The sequence below is a fragment of the Paenibacillus sp. FSL K6-3182 genome, assembly GCF_037976325.1.
Taxonomy (GTDB): Bacteria; Bacillota; Bacilli; order Paenibacillales; family Paenibacillaceae; genus Pristimantibacillus.
Window position 1 is genome coordinate 1,145,784 of sequence record NZ_CP150265.1, and the last position, 24,778, is coordinate 1,170,561.

A 24,778-nucleotide genomic window follows, 5' to 3' on the forward strand; every position below is an offset into this window, starting at 1 on the left:
CGAAATAAGGCGATTACGATTATCCTGTTCGTGTTCATTATGCTGTCTGTGCTGCTTGCTTCCAGCGGGACAACGATGATGACGCAGCTATTCCACTCCATCAACCATTTGTTTACTGTATCTAGTGCGCCGCACTACGTGCAGATGCACGCCGGACCCGTGGATAGAGCTGCCATTCAGAGCTTTGCGGCAGAGAACTCCCTTGTCAAGCGTGAGCAAATCTCTGAAATGCTGGTGATCGACAATGCTAATCTCTTCTTTGGCGACAATCAGGAAGCCGATAGCAGCAGCGTAATGGATAACGGCTTTGTCGTGCAGAACAAGAGCTTTGATTATTTACTTACACTGGAAAATAAGCGGATTGAGGTTTTGGACGGGGAGATTGCGGTTCCTATTTATTATAGGCAGCAGCATCATTTGAACCTGGGCGATACGATTCGAGTTTCGGCTGGATCATCAGACATGACGTTCACCATTACAGACTTTGTGCGGGATGTTCAAATGAATCCTTCGATTATCAGCTCCAAGCGATTCGTCGTAAGCGAAGCTGATCATGAAGCGTTGAAGAGCATGACCGGTGAAACGGAGTATATGATTGCATTTCAGCTTAAGGATCTAAGCAAGCTCAATGAATTCAAGACAGCATACCAGTCAGCCGGATTACCGGCAAAAGGCCCTGCTATTGACTATTCCTTGTTCCAGATGCTTCATGCATTAACGGACGGGGTGGTCGCCGTCATCATTTTTCTGGTCAGCAGCTTATTAATTCTTATTGCGGTGCTGTGTCTGCGGTTCACCATACTGACCACGCTGGAAGAGGATTATAAAGAGATTGGCGTTATGAAAGCCTTCGGCATCCGTCAACAGCATATTCGCAACATCTATTTGACCAAATATATTGTTCTGGCGGGGGGCGCTAGTCTTTTCGGATATGTGGTTTCCCTTTGTATTCGTCCGCTATTCCTATCCAATATGGCGTTGTATATCGGGATTGCTCCGCAAAGCATTCTGCAAAGCTTGATTCCTATTTTGGTAGCTGGATTGGTGTTTGCTTTCGTTCTGCTCTTCTGCACCCTTGTGCTGAGACGATTTCATAAAATCTCGGCGGTTGAAGCGCTGCGAGCCGGTGCGATGGGCGAGCTTAAGGTGAATACGAAGCGGTTGCCGCTTTATAAAAGCAGAATTCCTAGTGTTAACGTATTTTTGGCGCTGAAAGATGTCGTCGGACGGTTTAAAATGTATCTTTTATTGTTTATTATTTTTGTCATTTGCTTCTTCATCATCATTGTTCCGGTCAATTTCTTGCATACGATGCAGTCACCTAGCTTCGTTGCGTATATGGGGGTTGGACAAAGCGATATGCGAATGGATTTGCAGCAATCCGATCACATGCAGGATAAATTTGACGAAGTTCAGCATTACCTTGCTCAAGATACGGATATAGTGAAATTTTCTCCGCTCGTGACGAGTAAATACAGCGTCGTAGGAAGTGAAGGAGCATTAGAGAGCATACAGGTTGAAACGGGGGATTTCTCCATTTTTCCTTTGAAATACAGCAGCGGCAACGCTCCTATCAACAAAAACGATATGGCTCTCTCCAGTCTGAACGCTGACGCTCTGTCGAAAAAAGTGGGAGACGCGCTGATATTAGTTATTAACGGTAAGCAGCATGAGATGACCGTTAGCGGCATTTATCAGGACGTGACCAATGGCGGCAAAACAGCCAAAGCGCTGCTGCCCTATCAACCGGAGGATGTACTCTGGTATACCTTTAATGCGGACATTAGACATGGCAGCGATATAGGGGCCAAAATAACCGAATATACGGGTCTTTTTCCAGGGGTGAAAGTGACGCATCTCGAAGATTATATGCATCAGACACTCGGCTCGACGATTAAGCAGATCAAGATGGTTACGGTACTTGCCGTTATCATTGCTGTGTTTATCTCCATTCTGATTACTTCGCTTTTCTTAAAGCTGCTGACCGCAAAAGATTATTCCGGCATCGCCATTATGAGAAGCCTCGGTATTGCCGCCGCATATATTCGAAAGCAGTACGTGATACGGATACTGGTTGTGCTTGCAGGCGGTATTCTCATGGGTACGCTTATGGCCCATACGTTTGGGCAAAGTCTGGTAGGTATGCTGATGTCTTCGATGGGAGCCTCCAATATCCAGTTTGTGACGAACCCATGGGTATCTTATTTCTTGTATCCATTAGCTCTTGGTTTAGTTGTCACCATTGCAACGCTGGTAGGCACGCTATCGATGAAAAAATACAGCATGACGAGAATGATAACCGAATGAGGGGATAAAGCATGAACCACATATTGGAGATTACAGACCTGAATAAAACCTATTCAATAAGCAAAGGGCAAGAACAAGCCGTACTGAAAAATATTAATCTGCAGATACACGAGGGCGAGTTCGTTGCCGTCATGGGGGCGTCAGGCTCGGGAAAGTCGACCTTGCTCTACACAATTAGCGGCATGGATCGGATGACTTCCGGACAAGTCTTGTTTGATGGGCAAAATATTTCCTCCCTTTCAGAGAAGGAATTGGATCAGCTGCGCCAGAACAAAATGGGATTTATTTTTCAGCAGATCCATCTCCTCAAAAATCTCAGCATGCTCGATAATATCATTCTCTCCGAATATTTTGCAGCCAAAGAGAGCCGGGACTCCATCCGCCTGCGAGCGGAGGAGCTGATGAAGAAAACGGGAATCGCTGCGCTCGCAGATCGCGATATAACGCAGGCTTCCGGCGGACAGCTCCAACGGGTGAGTATTTGCCGGGCGCTCATGAACCAGCCGAAGATCATTCTCGGAGATGAGCCGACGGGAGCACTAAACTCCAAAGCGACGTCTGACATCATGGAGCTGCTTGGCAGCATCAACCAATCCGGAACCACCATCCTGCTGGTCACGCACGACGTCAAGGTCGCTGCCAAAACCGAGCGCGTCCTGTTGATGGAGGATGGAGAGATTGTTGGCGAGCAGTATTTAGGGAAATATCGTTTTGATAGCGACGATGTTAAGGGGCGGGAGGAAAAGCTTTCTGCTTGGCTCTTAAAGATGGGGATTTAATGGGGGAGTCTGGTGCGATGGCTCCTAATGAGGTGATCGACTATATAATCATCCTTGAGTTTTGCCGTCTTACCCATATAAATCATGACCGTTCTTTTTGGCGACGCGTAGGAAGCATCATTCCGGATTACAAAGAAAATGAGGAGTATCTAGCAAGGCATGGTCAGGCGCTGGCTTTGTAGAAGCTAGAGCTGTGCGGAAAGGTTGGACGATCAGGCTGGAAACTGGTATACTTGCCGGGATTACTCCTATTAAAGCGATTACAATTTCTAGTTTTAGCGGGAGCTGATCTACTATGGGCGTCGTCAGGAGTGGTACTAAATGAAGAAATATAATTTTATTCGTCCGTTAATGCTGATTGTCATAGCACTGCTTGTAAAAAGCCTTATTACGAATCTTTGTATGGTATTTGGGGTGGAACAGGGACCGGCAGAAAATGTTGGTTTCATTAGCATGCTTGTCGCAGCATTCATCATTTATTCGAGAATGGCCCAGAAGCGCCGCAAATAACTATAAGGTCCGAAAGGAGCAGCCATGGACGGCAATAAAATCACATTTGAGACAATCGATCAGTATATCTCCAATTACCCTCCTGAGATTCAGGACATCTTGGAGAAGATAAGAGGCGTGGTTAAAGTGGCTGCACCAGAAGCGACAGAAAAAATCAGCTATCAAATGCCGACCTTCGTGCTCCATGGGAACCTTGTTCATTTTGCTGCTTACAAAAATCATATCGGCTTATATCCGGCTCCAAGCGGAATTGAGGCCTTTAAACAGCAATTATCCCCGTATAAAGGGGCAAAAGGGTCGATTCGTTTCCCTTTAGACGAGCCTATACCTTACGAATTAATTGGTGAGATCGTAAAATACAGAGTAGCTGAGAATATTGAAAAAGCCGCGAACAAGAAAGTGAAAAAAAAGAAATAGGGAGTTTAGATGCTGCGGTTCCTCTGCCGCATCTAAACTCCCTATTCCGTTCTTCTAAAGCTTTGGGTAGAAGCAACCGGAATGCCGTTCCTTGAGGGGAGCTTTCCTCCAAGGCAAGCTTCTTCACACCACCATCAATCAAATCCACAATAATCATGAAATAGGATGACGTGTGTTCTTACCAATTAATTTTAGTTCCTTAGCTTGGGTTACTGCGTTTATGCGCCGGTTGACCTTTAATTTAGCAAATATATTTTTTACATGCACCTTCACCGTACCTGTGGCAATAATGAGATGATCGCCAATTTCCTTATTGGATAATCCTGCGGCTAATAAGGCTAGAACCTCCAGCTCACGATCCGTCAGAGGTTCCTCCATACCACCCGGCAGTGGCTGGTCTTCCTCCAAATCCGATTCTATATAGGATTGGTCTGACGAGCTTTGCAGCACGCACATGAAGATTCCATGTGACGCCATAGCGAGAAGAATAGCAATGCGCTCGTAGGGGAATACACCGCTTGCAAGCTTGTTTTCAAGGTAAAGAACACCCAGCATAGTGCCATGAACAGTTACGGGGATACACAGGGCTGATTCAGGTTGGTGCTTTGCCATATACGGGTTATGAATTAGCCAACTCTCTTCTCCTCCGTTATAATGGACCTTCTCTTGTGTACGAAAAACATATCGGATGATCCCTTCCGGCAAGATGGAACTATCATATAATTCTAAAGGAGGCGTATAAGCTTTTGCCTCTGAATCCGCATATACTTGCACATATAAAGCATCATTGCTGCCCGTTAGCAGAGCGCCCTTACTTGCACCTGCATACTTCATAATGGTATTCATGATTTCAGCAAGCACAGTATCCATGTCCATCTGATTCGTTATCGCCTGAGTTGTTTTAAGGATTGCCGCGAGATCAATGCTGTCCACGGAATGAAGCTCGTTCCGAGAACCTGATGTTCCTGCTGCCTGCTCTGTATCACTTCGTCCTGCTGTAGGTGGGATTACATACGTTTGATCCGCATCCTCATGCCGCTGCCAGTGCAGCATGAGCTCCTCCAGTTGCATTACTTTCACGGACACTTCCCATCGCTTGTAGCCATCGATAGCTAATTGCAAATAAAATAAAGCCGTTTTTCTCTTATCATGTCTCAAATAGTAGTTAGCCGCAAGTTCGCTTGCAAGACTTGTCACCTGTAAATCGTCTTGCTCCCTAGCCTCGCGTATAGCCTTGTCATACAGCTCCTCAGCCATCGCGAAATCGCTGGAGGCATGAGCAAATTCAGCTTGAAGGAGATACTGCCTAGACTGATAATTAGTAGGGCTCCATGCCGCCCATTTTCTGAAACGACTCAGATTGCGAATGATGTTTTTCTTCTTATATGACCCATTACGCGACTGTGTATATTTGGCGAATGTGGCGAGTGATTCATAAAATAGGCATTCTGGCAAATGAGGCAAATGAGTGGCATATGCCTCATAAGACTTCGCTTGCTGAGCCCAGCGGATAGCTTCCTCATGGCTGCCCAGTATATAGCATAGCTGAGTTTTATATGTGCTATATTGAAATAAGGTTGTGGCCGAAGTCTCCTCTTTGCGGATCCGATTTAAAAACTCCTCTTCTTCAAAGCCAGCACCACTGAACGAGTCCGGTGCATCCGTCCCACCCTGGAGAGCGAGAATAACTTGCTGATACAGATAGAAATTTTGTCTCACGAATTCATCATTCGTTGTATCAAGGACCGCCATATAGTCCGCTATTGCTCTGGCTAATTCACTTAATGGCGCTCTAGTGTACAAGGAGTTGATATGTGCGCCAATGGCATAGCTAGCAAACACATAGTCCCCCGAGTCCATTCCGAAACGCAGCGCCTTTGCCAAGTAAGCGTCTCCTTCGCGGGCATTTCCGGCAAATTGGCAGAGTACCCCGCCGAATATGGTATAGGTGTTGCTTTTTATTGAAGTGATATTGTAACGCTCGGAAAGCTCCACGCCTACCTTGCAAATGGCGTAGCCCTTATCAGACTTGCCTAACGCATTCCCCAAAATCATGCCATATGCGGAATAGACTGCTGCCGAAGCAGGGGTATTTCCGTATTTAAGCGATAGTTGAATGGCTCTGCACATCAGCAGAAAATAGACCTTTTTGTTGGTGAAGAAGGTAGAGGGGGTAATCGCAAAAATCAAATTCATTGCGGCAATTCGATCTTTATCCGACATTTCCTCCAAATGAGCGAGTCTGTCATACTGATTGCGCAGTAACGCCTCGATTCGCAGTCCTTCCATTAGAAGCATGAAGCTTCCCGGATTGGGTGAAATAAGTATTTGATGCTCCTTCAGGCTTTCAAGACCAAGAGCAGTGCCTTCCAAATATTTACCTTGATTAATGTACTGCATAATTCGGATCATTTGCACCCTGCTCCGCTCAACTGGATTGCGTGCACGACCAAGCAAGAAATCGATTTCCTGATCTGACTTCATATGATTGCCACATAAATATTCACATTCTGCTTTTTGGGCATGCAATTCGAAGATGAGCTCGAATTCATAGTCCCAATCTTCCGCTGGCAGCAGTCCCACCCCTTTTCCGAAATACCCTAAGGCAATATCGAAGGCAGAAGAGGCTTTGGCGCGGTGTCCCGCATCCAGATTCAGCTTTACGAGCTGAAGCAGCTGCTGCCTGTCCGTTATTCGTTTCGAGCCTCTATTCAGATGGTTGACAATAGCAAATGAATTCTCTCCATACTCGGCGTTTTTACCGTTCATGCATCTGCCTATTTGGATATGAAAAGCCTGTTTCGTCTCATTATCCATCTGACTGTATATTAGCTTCTGAATGTTATCATGGGCAAAACGATACTTATCTGATTCATATGGCAAAATCATCCCTTCAGCTTCAATCGCGGACCATTCTGCAACGATATCTTCAATGTTCCGATTTGTAACGCTAGAGATCAAATCGGGATGAAATATGCTTCCTACACAGGCTGCAACCTTGAGCATCTCCTGCGCATTACTCGAAAGACGATGCCATTTGTGCGCCATCAAATCATGAATCGCATAGCTGGGTTCCTGCTCGATAATCTGTCCCAAATTCCATTGCCAGCATCGTTTCTCGTGGTTGTAAAGCAGAATGCTGTCGTCCTGCAAGCGAAGCAATATTTGTTTGAAGTGAAACGGATTACCGCCTGATTGATGGTACAGCAATTCCGTCAAAGACAAGGCAGTGCCGGCTTCGCTATTCAGCGTCTCCATAACGATACAGTTCATTTGCGTAAGGCTCATTGGAGATAAATGAATATGACGGACAAGCGCGTGATCGGAAACGCTGCCGTCCGCTTCATACCCTGGCAGCTTGCTTCGGTCTGTTTCGGTATGGCGATAAGCGCATACAAACAGCAGATATTGGCTTTCCGGATCGTTTAAGAGTGCGTGAATTAACTGTAGAGATGAAGAATTCGCCCATTGCAAATCATCGATAAACAGGACGAGAGGATGTTCTTTAGAAGCTAGTGATTGTACAAATTTGCGAAAAACATAAATGAACCGTTTCTTCGACTCGTTGGCCGGAAGCTCCTCCGAAGCAGGCGAGTCTCCTAGTATCAGCCCAGCTTCAGGAATTATTGCTGTAATAACATGGGCATTTGAGCCCAAAGCTTCTCGCAGCTTTCGTCTCCAAAGCTGAGACTGCTCCTTTCGTCCCCCTAGCAAATGACGCATTAATCCGCGAAATGCCTGAATAATGGGATGATATGGGCTTTCTTTCGATATTTGCTCGAATTTTCCTGTAATATAGAAAAAATCTCTTGAATGCTGCTGTTTACGGAACATCTCTTCCATCAAGCTTGTTTTGCCGATTCCTGCTTCACCAGAGATGTAAACCATTTCTGTTGATCCGAAGCAAGCGGAATAAAAGGCTTGTGTAAGCATTGAAATTTCATTTTCTCTGCCGTGAAAACCCGGTTCCATGAGGAACGTATCGTTAGAACGTCCTATGTTATCCAAATCAGCAATTAGAAAACCGGTATTTTGGTAACGATTATCCGGATTTTTTTCCAATAGCTTCATAACAATAGCGGCTAGACCGTCGGGTAAATCTATTCTTTGATTCAATAGCGGCGGGGGGCTTTGCGCCAAATGCATATATACCCATTCGAGTGGATCGTCGGCTAGAAATGGCAGATGGTCAACCAGCATTTCGTAGAAAATAATGCCTAATGAATAGAGATCGCTACGCTCATCTACGGTTCGTAACATTCTGCCGGTATGCTCAGGCGAGCAATAGGGCAGGCCTGATTCAATAATGCCGTAGAGGGGACGGACATAGCCATCCTTCGAACGATGTACCGCACAACCTGAATCGGTTAAATATGCCTCGTTTACATTCGAAAGAACACCAATACGTTCTGGTCGTAAATCTAGATGAATGATCTGTTGCTGATGAAGTTTTCCGACAGAGGCCGCAATTGCCCTGGCAAGGATGAGAAACACATCCGGCTTCATGCACGTTTGACTATTCATAAATTCCCTAAGTGTCACACCTGTTTCATGGTTTAACGTCAAATCAGAGGAAAGCCTGCCAAGCTCTGATTTGACGGGGTCATTCTCCATAGAATTTTTCACTGTCATTTTCCAACACCTCTAACATTAACTACTAGCGATTATACCCTATTGTAATGGAAGAGCTGATCTTATTACAGACAGGAAACGATAAAAAACGATAAAAATTGCGGATGGACATTTCCTGCTATTCGCCGAAGACAAGCATAAGTCCGGTACCCACAATAAGGATTAAAGTTGGAATGAATGTAATCAGATAAGTCCATTTGTAGATTCCTTTTTTATAGATGATCCAGGACAAAACAATTGCACCCAGGACGGTGTAGGGGTAGCTATTTAAAGCATAGTAGAACACCAATACAAACCATTGCTGCTCAGAGCCTGGCGCATCAAACAGCATGACGGAGAACATGGACAAAAAATACCATACAGGCAGTAAAAGGATATAGAGAATATGGATGACCAAGTTTACAATGAGGGCCGTTCGTTTACCGCCCGATCGGGCTGTTGTTGACATTGCTAACATTTTAATCCCCTTTCATACTGGTTCACTCATTCCCAAGGAAAATCTATCGATATCATAAAACCCCATAGTGGAAAACGCCATACCTCTAAAGAGGTAGTATGTACTGTCGTGCGCATAATGCTTTTAATGAAGATACTCCTTTATAGGTATAGAGAAATTGAAAAACTTATTCTATTTTATAAACACAACGAATTGAACTGTATAGAACCAATTTAGAGAGGTTGAGGTGGATAAGAGATGTTTGATGCCTTCATTGCTTTTATTAGCATTATTCTTTTTGGTGTTGTTATTTTCGTTAAGATATGGTGGGACGGCGAAGGTACGAGCTTTAAATTTACAAAGTGGTATTTCGGTATTTTTTTCATAGCGGCGCTGATTGTGGGGGGATGTACGTATGTGGGAGTTATAAAATTTTAGGGCATAAAAGCTAAGAGCAGAGGATGAGGTTGAAAGGTTTAAAGGGAAGCAAACGATGGATTGCCATGATTCTTATACTATGAACCGCAGAATGATCGTACATGGCGTAGAAGGAAGCCTGTTCGTTCCTCTTGCCGAAACCGCAGCGCTCCTTTATTGGATGCTGCTAAAGGCGGAGATAAGGACATTCCAATATGGGAGAAAGGTGCGGGGGGATGTACCAATGATGGCAATTCAAATGAGCAACAATGCCTCGAAAGTAGAGGAAGGAAGATACCTCTTTATAGGTATAGATGAGCAAAATAAATTGTAGTATTATGACGAAATATGGGATTGCAAAGACAATTCTCTTGAGCATCTCATGTCGAAGGAAAGGGGGTGACTTGCATATGTTTCCAGTAAGAACTGGCCTCAGTAACAAAGGCGGCAGAGAGCCTCTGCAAATTGTAATTAATCTGCTAACCAGCAACGAGCAATTGAGAACAGCTTCCGCGAAGTAAGTCTCAGATTAGGTCAAAAGCTGCACCCGGGTCTTTGGACTTTCGGGGGCAGCTTTTTCTAGTGGACGCTATTCTCATAGATACTGTAAGGGAAGAACAGATTAAAAGCATATAAGGAGTTGGAATAAGTCGTATGTGCTATTACTTCCAGGTCTGTAGTACAGAGAGCTATCAGGATAAATATCTTGTGTTTTTGCTGGAGCACTACAAGGAATTGAAGCTTCCATATTCTTATCCGATCTCGTTGAGTTTTCTGGCAAGCTCGGTTCTGATGAAAAAAGAAGCTTTTTTATGTTTTAACGAAGAAGATGAAATCATTGGGGCGTTCGGCTATATTTGCGGAACCGCGGAGAATCAATATGAGGATACGCATGTAGCGCAAATTCAGATTGTCTTCATTGTTGATGCGTATCGTCGAAGTCGACTCTTTTTGGAAAGCCTACAATTTCTAACACAGTATATCGCACAGTTGTCTGAGCCGATCACTGATTTCCGATTCTGGGTACCGGTCGATCTTAGGCTGCATAAGCTGCTGTCCAAGATTGCGGAGAGAAAGAATACCTGGGAGACCGTACAAGGCGTGATTGATGAATACCATGCTAGATTCAGTGAATGGCAGGCATACGTGTTGAAGTTCCGACAGGAGGTTTATTTTCCTTCCTAAGGCATGCTCTCTTGCGATTTATGTGACGACTCTACTCATATGAACGGTTAGGAGGTACAGTAACCCATGTTTGCCCATTATAGGAAGTGTCAAAGTGATGAGGATTATGCACAGTTTACGCTATATTTTATACGCAACCGCAAGGAATTCAGCCGCCAATTCTCATTGGGCGACGCGCTTTTTCACGTATTGGAATCGATTCATGACTCTGAAATTCTGCTAATCTTCGATAAGAATGAGCAGCTCATAGGCTGGGGGCATTATCGCTATGTCAATGCAAAATATGAATACGATCCCGAAGGGGATATCGTCTTTATCAATTCTGTAATTGTACTGCCATCCTATCGCAGCAGCAGCCTCTTTTCTCAAGGATTCCGCTATATGTTGAATCAAATAGCTGCAGAAAACTCTAGCGTAAAGTTTGTTCAATTTCATGCTCAGATTGATAACGCATATCTAAATCGCCTTTATTCCAAGTTTTCCAGTGTAATTAGACAGCGAGAGGGCTACTATGGTATGGAAAATGTTTATTCCGTCGACTTCGGGCAGCTGCACGATTATTTGAGTGCGAAGCAATCCAGAACATATCGTTAGTCTGTTGTTGTAGCAGAGGCGGGGACAAAAGTCGCGAACAAGAAAGTGGCAAAAAAGAAATAGGAGCAGAGATGCTCTATTGAATAAATGCCTCAGAGAATTTTCTCTGGAGCATTTTTTTCGTTTGAACGACATACTGGAAAAATGAAGTAACAGCAAAGGGAGCAGGTTCAAGCATGAAATGCCGAAGCTAGATATAATCCCATGTATGGTTCATGTGGTTGTGCTCTAGCAAGGAATGATTTTTTAGCTTCATTTCATATTCTCTATGCTCAAATAGTGGTAACATATACTTGTCTTCGTTGAGGTTTTGATGTGAAACGGACGCGAAAAATGATTTTTAAGGATAAATAAAATCTTACTGGTCTGTGGTTTTTTCATAGAAAGTCATTGAAATAGGATAGTAGTTACTAATGCAACGGAAACAAATGGCTGGTGTAGGAGAAGACGGTAAAATCTCAAAAGGGAGTGTAAAACAATGAATTTAGAAATGGTTATGCAGGAGCTTGAAACTCTTGGCAAGGATCGAACTAAAAAAATATACCAATCCAATGGCGCACAGGAACCGCTTTTTGGTGTTGCTACAGGCCAAATGAAGCCCATTTTCAAAAAAACAAAAATAAATCAACCGTTGGCTGAGCAGCTTTATGCTACAGGGAACTACGACGCCATGTATTTTGCCGGAATTATTGCAGATCCCAATGCGATGACGGAAGCGGATTATGACCGTTGGATGGATGGAGCTTATTTTTATATGCTGTCCGACTATGTTGTTGCGGTAACCTTGGCAGAAGCCGATATTGCACAAGAAGTGGCTGACAAATGGATCGCAAGCGGAGAAGAACTGAAAATGTCTGCGGGTTGGAGCTGTTACTGCTGGCTTTTGGGGAGTCGGCCGGATGATGAATTTACCGAAAGCAAAATGGCCAATCTGCTCGAAACTGTGAAAAATACGATTCATGATGCTCCCGAACGAACAAAATATGCAATGAATAATTTTATTTACACAGTAGGGGTATCCTACATGCGGCTCCATGATAAAGCAATGGAGATCGCATTGGAAGTAGGCCCGGTAGAAGTTAATCGGGACAAGAAAAAAAGCAGTTTTTTGGTCGCATCTGAACAGATTCAAAAAGCAGTTGATAAACAGCGGCTTGGTTTCAAACGCAAGCATGTAAGATGCTAAAGGTACTTCGTGGATTGTTATGGCGCTAGCGAACAAGTAATACAAGGTTATTCTGATGGAAGTCGAGTTGCCGAAGGTAATAGCTTTGTAATGGTTTATATCGCTATGTTAAGCACTCCACACATGTGGAGTGCTTTGTGTCGCTCGTTAGTAATTAGCATTTTAAGAGCCACATTTACCTGCCATTTAAAGCCCGAACGTATTCTACGCTAGGGCTTTAATATACATAGAATAGAAGGAGTTGGTAACTATGAAGTAGGATTTCCCGGACTAGAACTCTCATTGCAATAAGCAGGTCCCTTATTGATTTCAGTAAGTTTGGGATTGACGGAAAAGATTTTTGCATTGATATCTGTTATACCAAAGTCAGCTAATCTGCTAGTGTGCATAATGTTATATTTTTCAGCCGTTTCTTTTGTTTCAAACAAATAAATTCCACCGGCTTCATTTTTTTCGGAATTTTCTGTCCAGATTTTCCACATGAATCCATCTTCTTCATTGATACTTTTTGCTAAATCAGAAAACGCCTCTGCCATCTCATCTCCGAACGGTCCATTCATTTTAAAATCCACTTGTAATACGTACGACATTATAGTCACTTCCTTTGTTTATTTAGTAGCGGTAAAATACAATTCTCCTAAAATTTCGTTCACTTGATAATGATTTGTTGGAAGCTCTTGTTCAATAAGAAATTTTACGTCTGCTTGTTCAACATCATACATGACTTCAATTTCTTTGGAGAAAAGAAGCTTTTCTTTTTCAAGCAAGTCAGCAAGGGAAGGGACTGGTTTGGGTTGTAAATCTTCGAGATTCAGAACTTTTTTCAAACCGTCAACATAGTTATCCAACGGACGGCTGCCAACAATTTTTACGCCTTTATTCTCTTCATTAGTCATAATAATGGTAGGGAAACCTCTGACACCCAACCTTCTAACTAGATCAAAATCCTCATGTAACAATTGAAGACCTACCTGTTGTTCAGCTTCGTTTACAATTGCTTTTCCATCAAGGCCGATATGATTTGTAATTTCAATCATAACCGATTTATCTGATATATTTTGATTAAATGCAAACAGTGCTTCTCTTGAACGACGCAAATATTCTGTTGCTTTTGCATCAGTATGATTTTTTTGAATCACCTTAAATACACGAGAAGGCGGGTAGGATGATTGAACTGGATTATCTATCATTAAAGTCCCATCAATTGGCATTCTTGAATGCTCTCCAACTTCTCTCCAGTGAGGGGCCACATCGGCTGGTTTATGAATGCCGTTTGCCGGATCGATTGGTCCATCATGCCATTTTTCCAGCAAACCGCCCATAACCGTATGGAAGTTAAAAAAGTTCCCGTATTGCTCTACAAAACGACGAAGCACAGGTTCAAGCGCCCAGCAATGCGAACAAATAGGATCGGTCACATAGTAAAGATTAACTGCTTTTGTGGGCTGATTAAAATCAATATTCTCCATTTCCTCCTCTTCAGCTACCCCGCATACGCCTGTTTGTAGATCACAAACCATATTATTATTGTTCCCCATTTTAATTCCTCATTTCTCTTTTAATAAGTAAAGATAAGCGATGAAAAGCAAACACTTATACCTCGCTAGCGAAATACATATTTATTTGCTTGCAATTAAATTTTAAATCATAATAAAAATCATCAACACCAATAGTTCTGCGGATGTGTCGTTTATACAACACATTTAAGAAGTTGTTTAAAAAGTAGGAGGTTAACAAAATGACCGAATCAAAGTCGGACCCCCGAGTTCTACGTACCCGCAAATTAATTATGGATTCTTTCATTGAACTTTCAGGGAAAAAGGAATTTAAAGATATTACGATAAAAGATATAACTACAGAAGCGATGATTAATCGTGCAACTTTTTATTATCATTTTGAAGATATACACAACTTATTGGAAAAAGTACTGTCAGAAGTATTGTTAGTCAATTTGAATTATGACTTTTATCAAAATGACGAACTAAATGAAGAAGTATTTATTAGCATCTTTGAAGCTGTAACAAATTTTCAAAAGTCATTATCCAGTCGTTGCCATAGAGGTTACGAAGATACCATTGCCCGTATTATTAGGGAACAGCTCGAAATTATTTTTTATAAAATGTTGTTAAAGCAGCATAAAGCGGAGAAGGATGAAGCTCTAAAACTTACAGCTGTCCTATTAAGCTGGGGAATTTATGGGGTTTCTGTAGAATGGAGAAGAAATAGTCACAAGACACCGCCGGAAGAATTTATCAAATTAGCGATTCCTTATATACGGACTGGAATTGATAGAATGTAAGGGGAATCGAATAGCTATTTGAAATCTCTTGTGAAATCGGCTCTTAAGAAAGCTAGTGTGAAAACAAATAAGACTAAGAGTGAGCTGTATAATAATTAGAAGAAGCTTAAAGAGTTACAACAATTCAAGGTATATTTGAACAAGTCAAGAAGAGGGGTGCACGCAGCCCCTCTTCTTTTTGTTTTATTAAAACTATTTATTATTCGTTTTCCCTCTTATAAACCAACGGATTTTTAATACTCGCTGCGATTCCGCCCGGCTTGCAGCCTGGCAGCCAATTTTCAAGATCAGAGCGTCTTGCCTTGCTGTCTGGCTCACCAACGAGTGTACCGTCTGCATAGTAGATAATGGTCATCACCTTGCGCATATGGTCAGTTGGATTACCCGGAGCAGAGTGGATGGTCCAGCCTGCATGGAAGGTAGCGTCTCCAGCCGCCATAGCACCGTAATTTACTTGAGGAATGCTGCGTCCTTCGATGAATTGACCAAGGGTTTTATGTGATTCATCCGAAATTTCTTGCCTGCTGACATAACCCAAATGATTGGTGCCGGAAGCAAAGTTCATTGTACCCACTTCTTCAGGAATAGGGACCAGCGGCATCCACAGCGTAATGGTATTATTGGTATCGAAAGGCCAATAAATTTGGTCTTGATGCCATGGAGTATGACCGCCGCCAGGTTCTTTGAATAATGCTTGATCATGATAAATCCGGACACCCTCAACACCCATCAATTCTGCAGCTATTTTTGCAAAACGTTTTGCAAGTGTGAATGCAGCTGCAGCCTCACTCATCTCCCAAAGGTTGCCTACTTGTATAAAAGCTTTGCCGTAAGTATCCCGTTCAGAGACCGGCTTATCATGGTAATTGTGTTTAAATACCAAGTCACTAATGATTGGTTCATACGTTTTTATCATTTCTGCGGATGCGACATTTTTTAAAAAGAGATGGCCATCCTTTTGATAAGAAGCGATTTGTTCTTGCGTGAGAGAATAGCTTTCTTCAAGCAGGGGCAGCGTGCTTAACCTATTGTTTTCATTCATCATATTTCCTCCTAATTGTATGTGTTTGTTTCAGCTTCGCAATACATACAGTGTAAGGGATTCTTCTATGATCTGGCTTTGTCAAAGCTTCAAATAATTTTGTCAAAAACAACTGTAATTGTGGGATAGATATGATATTCTGTGAGTAATTACGAGTAGAGGATGAGGATGTTCATGAAACCTGGCATGGATGCAACGATGAACCACCGGATCGTGCCCTATATACGAGAGTGCGATTTTGCGCTGCGAAAACCGTGGGTACTGCCGGAACGCCGTTTGCTTGATTACTTGCTTGTCTATGTACAGGAAGGGGAATGCTTGTTCACAGTTGATGGGGTGGCCTATCCATTCGAAAAAGGTGAGTTTTGTTTCATTCAGCCAAATAGTGTGAATCGTTTGGAAGGGACAACGAATACGGTAACGCCGTTTGCACACTTTGATATATTTTATAGTACGACTAGCGACCAAAGCTTCCCAACACGAGCGGGCCAATTGGATTTGACCCCCTATCAGCATCTTATGCAGCCGAGATTGGACGAGCAGTTCCAAACTCATATTCCGGTGAAGCTGAAGCTAAGTCATCCATCTAAATTTCGTGATACATTTTTGCAAGTGGTGGAATTCTGGCAGTATAAGGACTCCATTATGCAATTGAAGGCACAAACCCGAATGATGGAATTGGTTACATTCATACTAGAGGATTACATGCCTGCCAATCATGTCAAGCAAATGTCACCGCAGGCATTAAATTGGATTACTTCTTATTTTTCGTTTAACTTGAGCGAACCTTTATCGGTAGTTGATATGGCGCGAAGAGCTAATCTATCTACTTCAAGATTTAACGATGTATTTAAAATGCAGTACGGTGTAACACCGCATCAATATTTGTTAAAAACACGCATAGATCATGCTTGTGAGCTGCTGCTTGCATCCAAGCTGACACAAGAGCAGATCGCAAGTTATTGTGGGTTTTCAGATATTCATCATTTTTCTAAGGCATTCAAGAAAATAGTAGGAATAACTCCTGGTGAGTACAGCAGGGGGAGAATGGGGCGATGATACTAGATTCATCGGTCAAACGATAGTACAGCAGTAAGAAATGAAAGGGGGAATCTGACGAAGCTCTCAAACAAAAGGCAAGCATCCTTTCACATAGTTGTAGATGAGCATGAAGCTATGGAGTGTTTGCCATAAAACTCGAAAAAATTGCAACAAAAGCACCGTTATCTATTTCCAACACCCCCAAATTAAAGTTAAATCCAACACCTATAAAAAATTATAGAGGTATTTTATTATACTTTTAGAAATTTAATTCTAAAAGCAACCATCTATTAAAAAACAGCCGTTTTTTCATTTGTTTTTCTTCGTCCTCTATATACTCTCTGGCTTTTTCTAAAACCTCCGATAGTTGAACTGCATCATGCTCAGTATCTTAGATATGGGCCCTAACCCTATTTTATGATAAATATTTCCCAATCACATTTGCTGACACTGGCTTTAGCCCAAGCTCTCTTATCCAGACGGAGAGCTGTCCCATATGGTGTATTTCGTGATCGATCACATGACGCATCATTCACCTTTTGTATAGTGTCGATCGTAAATAGCTCACTTTAAGAACAAATAAGTTCTTATAGATCCAATTTAACTCGATCAGGCGCTGAAGTAGCTCTATAAGCGCATATATGTTCTTACAGCCAACAAACCCGGCCGTTTCTCTCGCTGTAAGAACACATATGTTCTTACAGATCCAATTCAACCTCAACCAGACGCTGAAGCAGCTCTATAAGCGCATATATGTTCTTACAGCCAACAAACCGGGCCGTTTCTCTCGCTGTAAGAACACATACGTCCTTAAAGTTCCAATTCAACCTCGACCAGACACCGAAGCAGCTCTATAAGCGCATGATTTTTTCTTCTGGTTCACTTCATTTATTCTCTCACCTTAATCTATTAATTTTAGGAACGCATGTGCTTAATGCCGCAATTCTTACTTATGTAGTGCTTTCAATATTTGATTTTTATAAAATTTTAATAAAATATCTGTGAAATGTTTAAATATAAAGGAAGTTTTTCTGCATGTGATGTACTAAATGAGAAGGCGCTGACTAGGCTAGCAAAAGGTTAGATTGGAAGAAGATATTGTCAATGGAAAAGAAGCTGAAGAAAGCCGGATGACATAGCTGAAATAAGACGAGAAGGGTTATAATAGAAGGACCTATTATATGGAGGTTAATCAACATGTCTATATTTACACGCACGGATCATATTGGCGTCATTCAACCGGATATTAAAGTATATCAAGCAAAACCAGAGGATACGGAAGCTGTATTGCAGCTTCTCATCCAAACAGCGGAATGGCTAAAGAGCAAAGGTTCTACGCAGTGGAGCGGCTTGCTGAAGGGGGAGGATTCTCATCAGACACCGGAGGCAATTAAACGCGGTGAGGTATACATATTTATGCAAGGAAACAGTTTGGCAGGCATGGTCATGCTTATGCAGCAAGCAAGCGCTTGGGATCGCGAGTTATGGGGTGAAGAGGGGCATGAACAGTCCATCTATCTGCATCGACTTAACATTAACCGTGAGGTTGCAGGCAAAAACTTAGGTGAAGCCATTGTGGATTGGGCAGGATCAGGTATTCATTTTGAGGGAAAAGATCGTATTCGGCTGGACTGTATTGCGAATAATCCGAAGCTCAATGCATTCTACCTAAGCTGCGGGTATGAACATAAAGGTTTATCCTCCAATGAGATGGGGGAATTTAATTTATACGAGAAATTGCAGACAGTACAGTAATAGAAGAGGGACGGCGCAGTTCATACTGCGCCGTCCCTCTTTTGCATTTTTTAAAAAGGTTATTTGCTCGCTAATCCCAAATTATCAAGCAATCTCATCACTGCTACGACTGCCTGTGCTTTCGTCACTTTCGCCTGAGGATCAAATTTCGTCTCGGATACGCCTTGCAAAATTTGCTCTTTAACTAACAGTGCAACAGAAGCTTTAGCATAGGAAGATATAGAAGCTTGATCACGGAAAGACTCAAGCAACGCTGCATCACCGTCTGCCGTACGATCAATCAGCTTCATCACTTTTGCCAAAATGACTGCCATGTCCTGACGAGTAATCGTACCGTTCGGATCAAATAGCTGCTCGCTCTTGCCAGTAATGATGCCTAATTCCTTAGCTAATGCAATATCTCCAGCATATTTGGAATCTGCCGCTACATCATCAAATGGAGCGCCTTCTACTTTTGGCACGATGCCGAGGCCTCTGCTGATCATGGAAATAAATTCAGCCCTAGTGATGATCGTGTTTCCTCCGAATTGTTCATTCGATTGTCCAAAAACGATTAATTTTGCTGCTGCACGCTCGATATGGTTTTTGTTCCATTCAGCCGTCACGTCTTTGAAGACGAAGCTGGATTCGACAATGGTATAGATGCTGTTGCCGTTGCTGACCAGATGAGCGGTAAATCCGCCTTTATCGTCTTTTTTGAACACCGTATGGAGTGGACGGAATTGATTTGTGCCAGGCAAGTAAACAACACCGTTTGCACGGTTTGTATCTATATCTTTAGCATTCAATTGATAAATACGGGTGAAAACAGACTTGCCAAAATCAGTGACTTCCTCATATTTGTTGTCAGCTGTCAGCTTATAAATTTTAAAGTCAAGCGACGAAACTTTTAGCGTATAGCCATTCTTTTTTGCCAATTGTTCTATTGCAGCTGCTTCGCTCGCAGTCGGTGGAGTAATCGAAATTTTGATATCTGATTTCAGGTGAATCGCATGGGCTGGAATGACATAGGTAACTCCGTTCCAGATGATGGACAAATTCGCCTTATCGTTTTTGCTGGCAAGTGCTGCAATAACTTCCTTAGGAAGGATGACATCCACTTGGGCTGCATCGTTGCCGACAGTCACTTTTAGCTCGGCGGAGCTAGCCGCTCCAATCGTTTGAATAGCCGCATCTTTCAAAATCGTAACGGTCCACTTGCCGCCGGATTTCGTAACGTTGGAATCAAGCTCATTTTTATCTTTGACCGCTTGCGGGTTCCCAGATGACGACTCTGGCGGAGCCGTGTAATCTAATGTTTTTGCCTCTAGTTTTGTCATTTCGGACTTTTCGATTATCTCATCCTCATTTTTAGTAATGGCTACTACACCAATGAAATAGGTCGTACTGTGCGTCAGTTGCGTAAACGTGTAGTTTGTAGCAGTTGTAGATTCCACCAATTTATCACCCAGATAAACGTCATACCCAGCTGCTTTCGGAGAAACTGTCCATTGAACGCTAATCGCGTCATAGGTTGAACTCGTAACCGTGAGATGAGCTGGAGATATTACGCCTGCTGTACTTACAACCAGTGCACTGCTTGCAGGAGAAACCTCTGTAATGTTATTGCCGTCTTTTCTGATACTGAGCACGGTAACGGTGTAGTCTGAGCCAAGGTTCAGCTTGTCTGCTTTAAACTGTGTATTCACTGTATAGCCTGTAAATATGGCGTTCACGAATACTTCATAGCCAGCAGCCCCTTGGACAGCATCCCATTTAATTTCAAAGGATTGTTTGTCCGCGCTGAGCTTTGTTACATTTTGAGGAGCAGCTAGTGCGTTTTCATTCACCTTGCCGTCAATTGGAAGATCACTGATCAACTGCGTTGTAAGTGTTTTGTTGCGGTCACCGCTAATGTCCCAAGTCATAACGCCAGCCAAATCCAAGGTTTTGACAAGCGAAGTGCTATACATCATTGTCGTTTGGTCATTATAAGTAATAAACATTCCGGTTTCACTATTGTAAACATAAGCGACCTTTGAATGCTCGTTCCAGTAACGGGTATATCCGTTTTGGTCTATCATATTGTTCTCAACCTCGGCAAAATCGAACTTACCGCTCTCCCATGATCCATAAGGAATGGATGTGCAGTTTTGATATTCACCGTTTGCGGAACAACCCTTCCAGCCTATTCCATAATAAGGAACACCCATGTTTAGTTTAAAAGCCGGAACGCCGCCGTTCAAATGACCAAGCAGGGCGCCTCTAACATTGTTGCGCTTCGCAGAGGCTCTTACATTATTAGGGTCTTGATAGAGAGGCGAATTATGGAAAGCTCGCAGTTCCCAGCTTCCGCTATAGTCATAGCTCATAATGTTGATCATATCTAGGTATTGAACAGAATTTGCGAAGTCAGCATTGACTACGAAATCATCTCCTTGACCGGATGCGATGGTGAGCAAATAATATTTGCCATCGATGGAGCCGGCTGCATCAAGCGCTGCACGAACGGTTTGCATGAGAAGAGTGAAGTTTTGTTTATCCTCTGGACGATTGATATTATCCGATTCTCCGCCCTCAACCGGATATTCCCAGTCGATATCGAGTCCATCCATCTTATACGTACGCAAATATTTAACGACGGAATTCGCAAACGTACGACGTGTGACTTCAGATGCAGCCATGTCGGAGAAATGATTGGAGAATGTCCAGCCGCCTACGGAAGCCATCAGCTTCAGCTCAGGGTTATTATTTTTAATTTTGTTAAAAGCAGCAAGCTGCTCAATATCGACCTTCTGGTCTCCAAGCACAAGCTCTCCGTCGAAAACATAATTCGCTTGCAGTGGAATGTCTTTATTTTGGCAAGCTACACCGTTTGAACCAACTTTACGCCAGCATATATCGGAAAAGGCGTAATTGAGATGTGTAAGCTGTGAAACATCGATGTCTTCTGGAAAGTATTGACGATTATTGTCATAGGAAAACCAGCTGCCGTAATAGGTGAAATTAGTGTAGTCCGCACCTGGAATCGTCGTTGCTGCGCTGCTGGCAGCTGATTTCCATAGCGCATTTTTGGCTGCAACTGTAAAACTGTAGGATTTGCCTTCTGTTAAACCCTCAGCAACATACCGATTGGAATCGCTGGAGCCGATAAGCTTGCCTGCTTCATAGATGTCGTAGCTCGTTGCGCCAGGGGTCGGTGCCCAGCCTAGAGAAGCGGTTGTGCGGTTGGCTGTAATGACTTGAAGATCGAGCGGCACCGCAAGCTCGCCCCATTTGATTTCTAAAGGCGGACCGTTAACCGGATCTTTGCCGGAAGCGCCATTTTGCGCGCCAACCATAAATTTGTAGATGCTGCCTGCTGTAAGTCCTCCTTCTGGGAACGTATAGATGAATGTGTCGGAGCCATTCCATATTCCGCCTTTCCAACCACCGTTAACATAGAAGTCATAGCCGTTGGCATCAGGACTGCCTGACCATTTGAACGTAATATTGGATGATGTAATATCGCTTACCTTTAAATATTGAGGAGGCGTTAATGGCGGTTCTTTATATTCACTTGTATCCTTTGGCGTAGTGAAAGTAATCGAATTGCTCTTCTGTTTATCTGTTAGATTAGCATATTGCGTACCGTTCGGACCTAAGAAGAAGGTATATTTGGTTTCTTCCTTTAATCCGCCAATCGTGCTGCCTCCTACTTGCGTGAAGCCGGAATAAGGATCTTTGTTAAGAGGAGGATTCTCGGGATTCCAAACCCAGTAATCATCCAGCTTATGCGCAGGATCAAAGGTAACGGTTACCGTATTATGTGTAACATTCACAATACTTAGGTTGCTAGGCCCTGGATTGCCAGTCGGCTCATTGGAAGGCTCGCCGGCAAGTGTCGTAAATTCAACGTAGTTGCTTCGCAACACCCGCGTGTAAGGTCTCTTGTACCAAGTGGTATACAGTTTGTACGTCGTATTAGGCTGCAAGTTTTGCAGCTCCACACTGCCGCCTTTCCCTGTAGCTAAATAGTTGTTTATATCTTCTTTTGTTGGATTAGCAGGATCTGGAGCTACGTAGTACCATACATCAACGTCAGCTTGCTCTGGATGAACATCCCATTTAAGCTGTGCACTCGTCGCAGTGATGGAATCGGTTACAACAGTTAGGTTTTGAGGGACGGGAGGGGCTGCCTCATAGACAGCATCCGTTACGGCTCGAGCAGCTTCGTTCACTGCGGGCAACGCTGCTTCATTCCCATAGGCTGTTGTTGTGTCAAGGAAAGGAGATACGAGAAGTGCGAGACACATAAACATAATGACAAACTTCATTCCTTTATTTCTTGCAAAAATATTCACCATATCACCTCTAATTTTCATAGTCGAACATTGCAGCATTAGCATTCATGTGCAAGTCTGGGTGTGGTTGTTTTCTCAATGTGTTACGGAGTATTTTGAGCGGGTTCTTGCTTTTCCGAGACCGAATTTGGCAGTCACAATCACCAACTGTCACGGAATTAAAAGGGGATAATTTGGTATCACCTCCTGCAAAGCTTGCATTTAATTTGTATAACTATTCCTAGCATGAGACGTTGATTTCATGAAAGGAAGGGGTAAATTACGATGATAAAAGGGGAATATTTTACAAAAATATAATAAAAAAGGGATATTCCGCACAGGAAATAGAGGTTTAACTCGATCTTTAAAAACAACATCGAGTGAAACCCATAGCATGCGAGAAAAAAGCATTTTGAACGGTCATTGTTGTAGTTGTGATAAAATGAAAGAGATTCAGAAATAACCTAATAGAAATGATGGTCGCTATGAAAATCGAATTTGAAAATCATATCATTGAGTTTAATGTTGAATATGCCAATAGAAAAAAGATATATATCCAAATGGACTCATTGGGATTCATAACCGTGAAGGCTCCCAATGGAACAACGGAAGAGAATGTCATGCGGGCCGTGCAGCAGCATGGTAAACAGCTCACTCAGAGATTGCAGCAGATCGCGAAGGTTCGAGATACCCCGAAGACAAAAGAATATCAAGAGCAAGGAAAATTCCTTCACCTTGGAAAAGAGTACTTTCTTCATGAATTGATCGACACAGCTGATCTGAGTGAAGAGGAGTTAAAAATCAATCTTAAAAAGTTTTATTTTGCAAGCTGTAAGAAAATCATTGGAGAACGAATCAAACGATATCAAGAGCAGCTGAAAGTAAAACATAAAAGCTTCGAAATCGAAGAGTCAAGAACGAAGTGGGGAAGCTGCAGCTCAAGTAAAAAATTAACCTTTAATTACCGACTGGCGATGGCTCCGCTTGAGGTGATCGATTATGTCGTCATCCATGAGCTTTGCCATCTGACGCATATGAATCATGATCGTTCCTTCTGGAGACGAGTGGGCAGCATTATGCCGGATTACAAAGAGAAGGAAGAGTTTCTAGCAAAACATGGTCAAGCTATGACACTGTAATCAAGATAACTTGCCTCCCGTCAAAGGGAGGTTTTTTGCTGTATCTCTATTATATCGTCTATTTTTCAAATGGTTATGTTTACTTCTTATACATACTAATGATTTTTATCACTAATCGAGGGAAATCGTGAACATTAGATGCAGCGTGCTTTATTTCCGTTCTAGCCTTGCTGTCTCCGCAGGTAATTTTCGTATTCAACGGTAAACTCGAGTGCTTGCTCGAAGTCTGGAGACAGCAGAGAAAGTGCCGCTATTACATCTGCTTTCGATGTGGCGCTTAATGCGATGATTTGAGGTTGGCGAGGAATACGGAACATCGTATGATCGTGAAATGTGATGGTGACGACGGTTCCTATTGCCTCGTCATTGGAGGAATAAACCGTGCTCCACATCCAACGCTGCTGGTCGGTTTCCTCCGCATTTCCCCATTCCCGCGACAGGTCGAAATGGCCTGGAAGTTTGGGTTCGAGATGGAAACCGGACTCTTTAAATTGCCTATGAACAGGGAGGAACATCAGATTGAGAAATGTTCCATAAGCAGCATCTCCTGCCTCGCTATAAGCTTTTTGCAGTATATCTTGATGGTTTAGAAGGATGGATTCCCAGCTCTCATTAATATGATTTGTAATGTAGCTTGCAATCGCTGCAATGGTACTTTCATCACTTTCCTCAAGAAATGCTTGTAATGGATTTGTATGCTTCATACGTTATCCCCTTTCAATTTCCTTCGATTTTTGG

General features: G+C 42.9%; 20 protein-coding genes and 2 pseudogenes. 14 read left to right on the forward strand and 8 right to left on the reverse strand.

What is annotated here, in order from left to right; all coding sequences use genetic code 11:
• Positions 1-78 precede the first annotated feature (78 nt).
• From MHH56_RS05010 to MHH56_RS05030, 5 genes and pseudogenes are all read left to right on the forward strand, one after another.
• Positions 79-2,307, forward strand: a complete 2,229-nt coding sequence (locus MHH56_RS05010) for an FtsX-like permease family protein (RefSeq protein WP_339209509.1) — start codon at positions 79-81, stop codon at positions 2,305-2,307.
• An 11-nt stretch (positions 2,308-2,318) separates the two neighbouring features.
• Positions 2,319-3,086 (forward strand): ABC transporter ATP-binding protein, encoded by a 768-nt coding sequence (locus tag MHH56_RS05015; RefSeq protein WP_339207013.1) that lies wholly within the window; start codon positions 2,319-2,321, stop codon positions 3,084-3,086.
• Positions 3,087-3,100: 14 nt separating this feature from the next.
• A pseudogene (locus MHH56_RS05020) lies at positions 3,101-3,268 on the forward strand (M48 family metallopeptidase); the annotation flags it as partial.
• Between the two features lie 139 nt (positions 3,269-3,407).
• Positions 3,408-3,596, forward strand: a complete 189-nt coding sequence (locus MHH56_RS05025) for a hypothetical protein (RefSeq protein ID WP_339207014.1) — start codon at positions 3,408-3,410, stop codon at positions 3,594-3,596.
• Between the two features lie 24 nt (positions 3,597-3,620).
• A complete protein-coding gene (locus MHH56_RS05030; protein ID WP_339207016.1) occupies positions 3,621-4,013 on the forward strand; it encodes a DUF1801 domain-containing protein in 393 nt (130 codons plus the stop codon).
• Between the two features lie 153 nt (positions 4,014-4,166).
• Here the strand turns inward: MHH56_RS05030 and MHH56_RS05035 are convergent, their stop codons facing one another.
• Together MHH56_RS05035 and MHH56_RS05040 are read right to left on the reverse strand one after the other, a co-directional pair.
• Positions 4,167-8,645: an AAA family ATPase gene (locus tag MHH56_RS05035; RefSeq protein WP_339207017.1), complete on the reverse strand. Its 4,479-nt coding sequence runs from the start codon at positions 8,643-8,645 to the stop codon at positions 4,167-4,169.
• Positions 8,646-8,763: 118 nt separating this feature from the next.
• Positions 8,764-9,102, reverse strand: a complete 339-nt coding sequence (locus MHH56_RS05040; RefSeq protein WP_339207018.1) for a hypothetical protein — start codon at positions 9,100-9,102, stop codon at positions 8,764-8,766.
• 237 nt (positions 9,103-9,339) lie between these two features.
• On the opposite strand from MHH56_RS05040, the gene MHH56_RS05045 reads away from it, so the two are divergent.
• The 5 genes from MHH56_RS05045 to MHH56_RS05065 all read left to right on the forward strand — a co-directional run bounded on the left by MHH56_RS05045 (position 9,340) and on the right by MHH56_RS05065 (position 12,463).
• Entirely contained in the window at positions 9,340-9,519 is a 180-nt protein-coding gene (locus tag MHH56_RS05045; RefSeq protein WP_339207020.1) for a hypothetical protein, read from the forward strand.
• 79 nt (positions 9,520-9,598) lie between these two features.
• Positions 9,599-9,832: a hypothetical protein gene (locus MHH56_RS05050; protein WP_339207021.1), complete on the forward strand. Its 234-nt coding sequence runs from the start codon at positions 9,599-9,601 to the stop codon at positions 9,830-9,832.
• 431 nt (positions 9,833-10,263) lie between these two features.
• Entirely contained in the window at positions 10,264-10,683 is a 420-nt protein-coding gene (locus MHH56_RS05055) for a hypothetical protein (RefSeq protein WP_339207023.1), read from the forward strand.
• A gap of 66 nt (positions 10,684-10,749) precedes the next feature.
• Positions 10,750-11,277, forward strand: a complete 528-nt coding sequence (locus tag MHH56_RS05060; protein WP_339207024.1) for a GNAT family N-acetyltransferase — start codon at positions 10,750-10,752, stop codon at positions 11,275-11,277.
• Positions 11,278-11,755: 478 nt separating this feature from the next.
• A complete protein-coding gene (locus tag MHH56_RS05065; protein WP_339207025.1) occupies positions 11,756-12,463 on the forward strand; it encodes a DNA alkylation repair protein in 708 nt (235 codons plus the stop codon).
• A gap of 248 nt (positions 12,464-12,711) precedes the next feature.
• Here the strand turns inward: MHH56_RS05065 and MHH56_RS05070 are convergent, their stop codons facing one another.
• The gene (locus MHH56_RS05070; protein ID WP_339207027.1) at positions 12,712-13,053 is read right to left on the reverse strand and encodes a monooxygenase; all 342 of its coding nucleotides are present in this window, start codon (positions 13,051-13,053) and stop codon (positions 12,712-12,714) included.
• An 18-nt stretch (positions 13,054-13,071) separates the two neighbouring features.
• Positions 13,072-14,001 (reverse strand): DsbA family protein, encoded by a 930-nt coding sequence (locus MHH56_RS05075; protein WP_339207028.1) that lies wholly within the window; start codon positions 13,999-14,001, stop codon positions 13,072-13,074.
• Between the two features lie 200 nt (positions 14,002-14,201).
• On the opposite strand from MHH56_RS05075, the gene MHH56_RS05080 reads away from it, so the two are divergent.
• A complete protein-coding gene (locus MHH56_RS05080; protein ID WP_339207030.1) occupies positions 14,202-14,762 on the forward strand; it encodes a TetR/AcrR family transcriptional regulator in 561 nt (186 codons plus the stop codon).
• A gap of 199 nt (positions 14,763-14,961) precedes the next feature.
• Here the strand turns inward: MHH56_RS05080 and MHH56_RS05085 are convergent, their stop codons facing one another.
• Entirely contained in the window at positions 14,962-15,807 is an 846-nt protein-coding gene (locus MHH56_RS05085) for a phytanoyl-CoA dioxygenase family protein (protein ID WP_339207031.1), read from the reverse strand.
• Positions 15,808-15,978: 171 nt separating this feature from the next.
• Here MHH56_RS05085 and MHH56_RS05090 point away from each other — a divergent pair, with 171 nt between their 5' ends.
• Entirely contained in the window at positions 15,979-16,863 is an 885-nt protein-coding gene (locus tag MHH56_RS05090) for an AraC family transcriptional regulator (RefSeq protein WP_339207033.1), read from the forward strand.
• A gap of 397 nt (positions 16,864-17,260) precedes the next feature.
• Here the strand turns inward: MHH56_RS05090 and MHH56_RS05095 are convergent.
• Positions 17,261-17,377: pseudogene (locus MHH56_RS05095) on the reverse strand (DinB family protein); the annotation flags it as partial.
• Between the two features lie 665 nt (positions 17,378-18,042).
• On the opposite strand from MHH56_RS05095, the gene MHH56_RS05100 reads away from it, so the two are divergent.
• Entirely contained in the window at positions 18,043-18,600 is a 558-nt protein-coding gene (locus tag MHH56_RS05100; RefSeq protein WP_339207034.1) for a GNAT family N-acetyltransferase, read from the forward strand.
• Between the two features lie 59 nt (positions 18,601-18,659).
• On the opposite strand, the gene MHH56_RS05105 is transcribed toward MHH56_RS05100, so the two are convergent.
• A complete protein-coding gene (locus MHH56_RS05105; protein ID WP_339207036.1) occupies positions 18,660-22,943 on the reverse strand; it encodes a glycosyl hydrolase family 18 protein in 4,284 nt (1,427 codons plus the stop codon).
• A 443-nt stretch (positions 22,944-23,386) separates the two neighbouring features.
• On the opposite strand from MHH56_RS05105, the gene MHH56_RS05110 reads away from it, so the two are divergent.
• Positions 23,387-24,040 (forward strand): SprT family zinc-dependent metalloprotease, encoded by a 654-nt coding sequence (locus MHH56_RS05110; RefSeq protein WP_339207037.1) that lies wholly within the window; start codon positions 23,387-23,389, stop codon positions 24,038-24,040.
• 161 nt (positions 24,041-24,201) lie between these two features.
• Here the strand turns inward: MHH56_RS05110 and MHH56_RS05115 are convergent, their stop codons facing one another.
• On the reverse strand, positions 24,202-24,744 hold the full coding sequence (locus MHH56_RS05115; protein WP_339207039.1) for a DUF6022 family protein: 543 nt from the start codon (positions 24,742-24,744) through the stop codon (positions 24,202-24,204).
• Positions 24,745-24,778 lie beyond the last annotated feature (34 nt).

Bases quoted from the DNA above. Each gene is read 5' to 3' on its own strand.
- MHH56_RS05060 (WP_339207024.1), top strand. From the start codon at position 10,750: ATGTTTGCCCATTATAGGAAGTGTCAAAGTGATGAGGATTATGCACAG.
- MHH56_RS05030 (WP_339207016.1), top strand. From the start codon at position 3,621: ATGGACGGCAATAAAATCACATTTGAGACAATCGATCAGTATATCTCC.
- MHH56_RS05010 (WP_339209509.1), top strand. From the start codon at position 79: ATGACGCAGCTATTCCACTCCATCAACCATTTGTTTACTGTATCTAGT.
- MHH56_RS05040 (WP_339207018.1), bottom strand. From the start codon at position 9,102: ATGTTAGCAATGTCAACAACAGCCCGATCGGGCGGTAAACGAACGGCC.
- MHH56_RS05050 (WP_339207021.1), top strand. From the start codon at position 9,599: ATGAACCGCAGAATGATCGTACATGGCGTAGAAGGAAGCCTGTTCGTT.
- MHH56_RS05075 (WP_339207028.1), bottom strand. From the start codon at position 14,001: ATGGGGAACAATAATAATATGGTTTGTGATCTACAAACAGGCGTATGC.
- MHH56_RS05065 (WP_339207025.1), top strand. From the start codon at position 11,756: ATGAATTTAGAAATGGTTATGCAGGAGCTTGAAACTCTTGGCAAGGAT.
- MHH56_RS05085 (WP_339207031.1), bottom strand. From the start codon at position 15,807: ATGATGAATGAAAACAATAGGTTAAGCACGCTGCCCCTGCTTGAAGAA.
- MHH56_RS05090 (WP_339207033.1), top strand. From the start codon at position 15,979: ATGAAACCTGGCATGGATGCAACGATGAACCACCGGATCGTGCCCTAT.
- MHH56_RS05100 (WP_339207034.1), top strand. From the start codon at position 18,043: ATGTCTATATTTACACGCACGGATCATATTGGCGTCATTCAACCGGAT.
- MHH56_RS05080 (WP_339207030.1), top strand. From the start codon at position 14,202: ATGACCGAATCAAAGTCGGACCCCCGAGTTCTACGTACCCGCAAATTA.
- MHH56_RS05105 (WP_339207036.1), bottom strand. From the start codon at position 22,943: ATGAAAATTAGAGGTGATATGGTGAATATTTTTGCAAGAAATAAAGGA.
- MHH56_RS05035 (WP_339207017.1), bottom strand. From the start codon at position 8,645: ATGACAGTGAAAAATTCTATGGAGAATGACCCCGTCAAATCAGAGCTT.
- MHH56_RS05110 (WP_339207037.1), top strand. From the start codon at position 23,387: ATGAAAATCGAATTTGAAAATCATATCATTGAGTTTAATGTTGAATAT.
- MHH56_RS05025 (WP_339207014.1), top strand. From the start codon at position 3,408: ATGAAGAAATATAATTTTATTCGTCCGTTAATGCTGATTGTCATAGCA.
- MHH56_RS05115 (WP_339207039.1), bottom strand. From the start codon at position 24,744: ATGAAGCATACAAATCCATTACAAGCATTTCTTGAGGAAAGTGATGAA.
- MHH56_RS05015 (WP_339207013.1), top strand. From the start codon at position 2,319: ATGAACCACATATTGGAGATTACAGACCTGAATAAAACCTATTCAATA.
- MHH56_RS05070 (WP_339207027.1), bottom strand. From the start codon at position 13,053: ATGTCGTACGTATTACAAGTGGATTTTAAAATGAATGGACCGTTCGGA.
- MHH56_RS05045 (WP_339207020.1), top strand. From the start codon at position 9,340: ATGTTTGATGCCTTCATTGCTTTTATTAGCATTATTCTTTTTGGTGTT.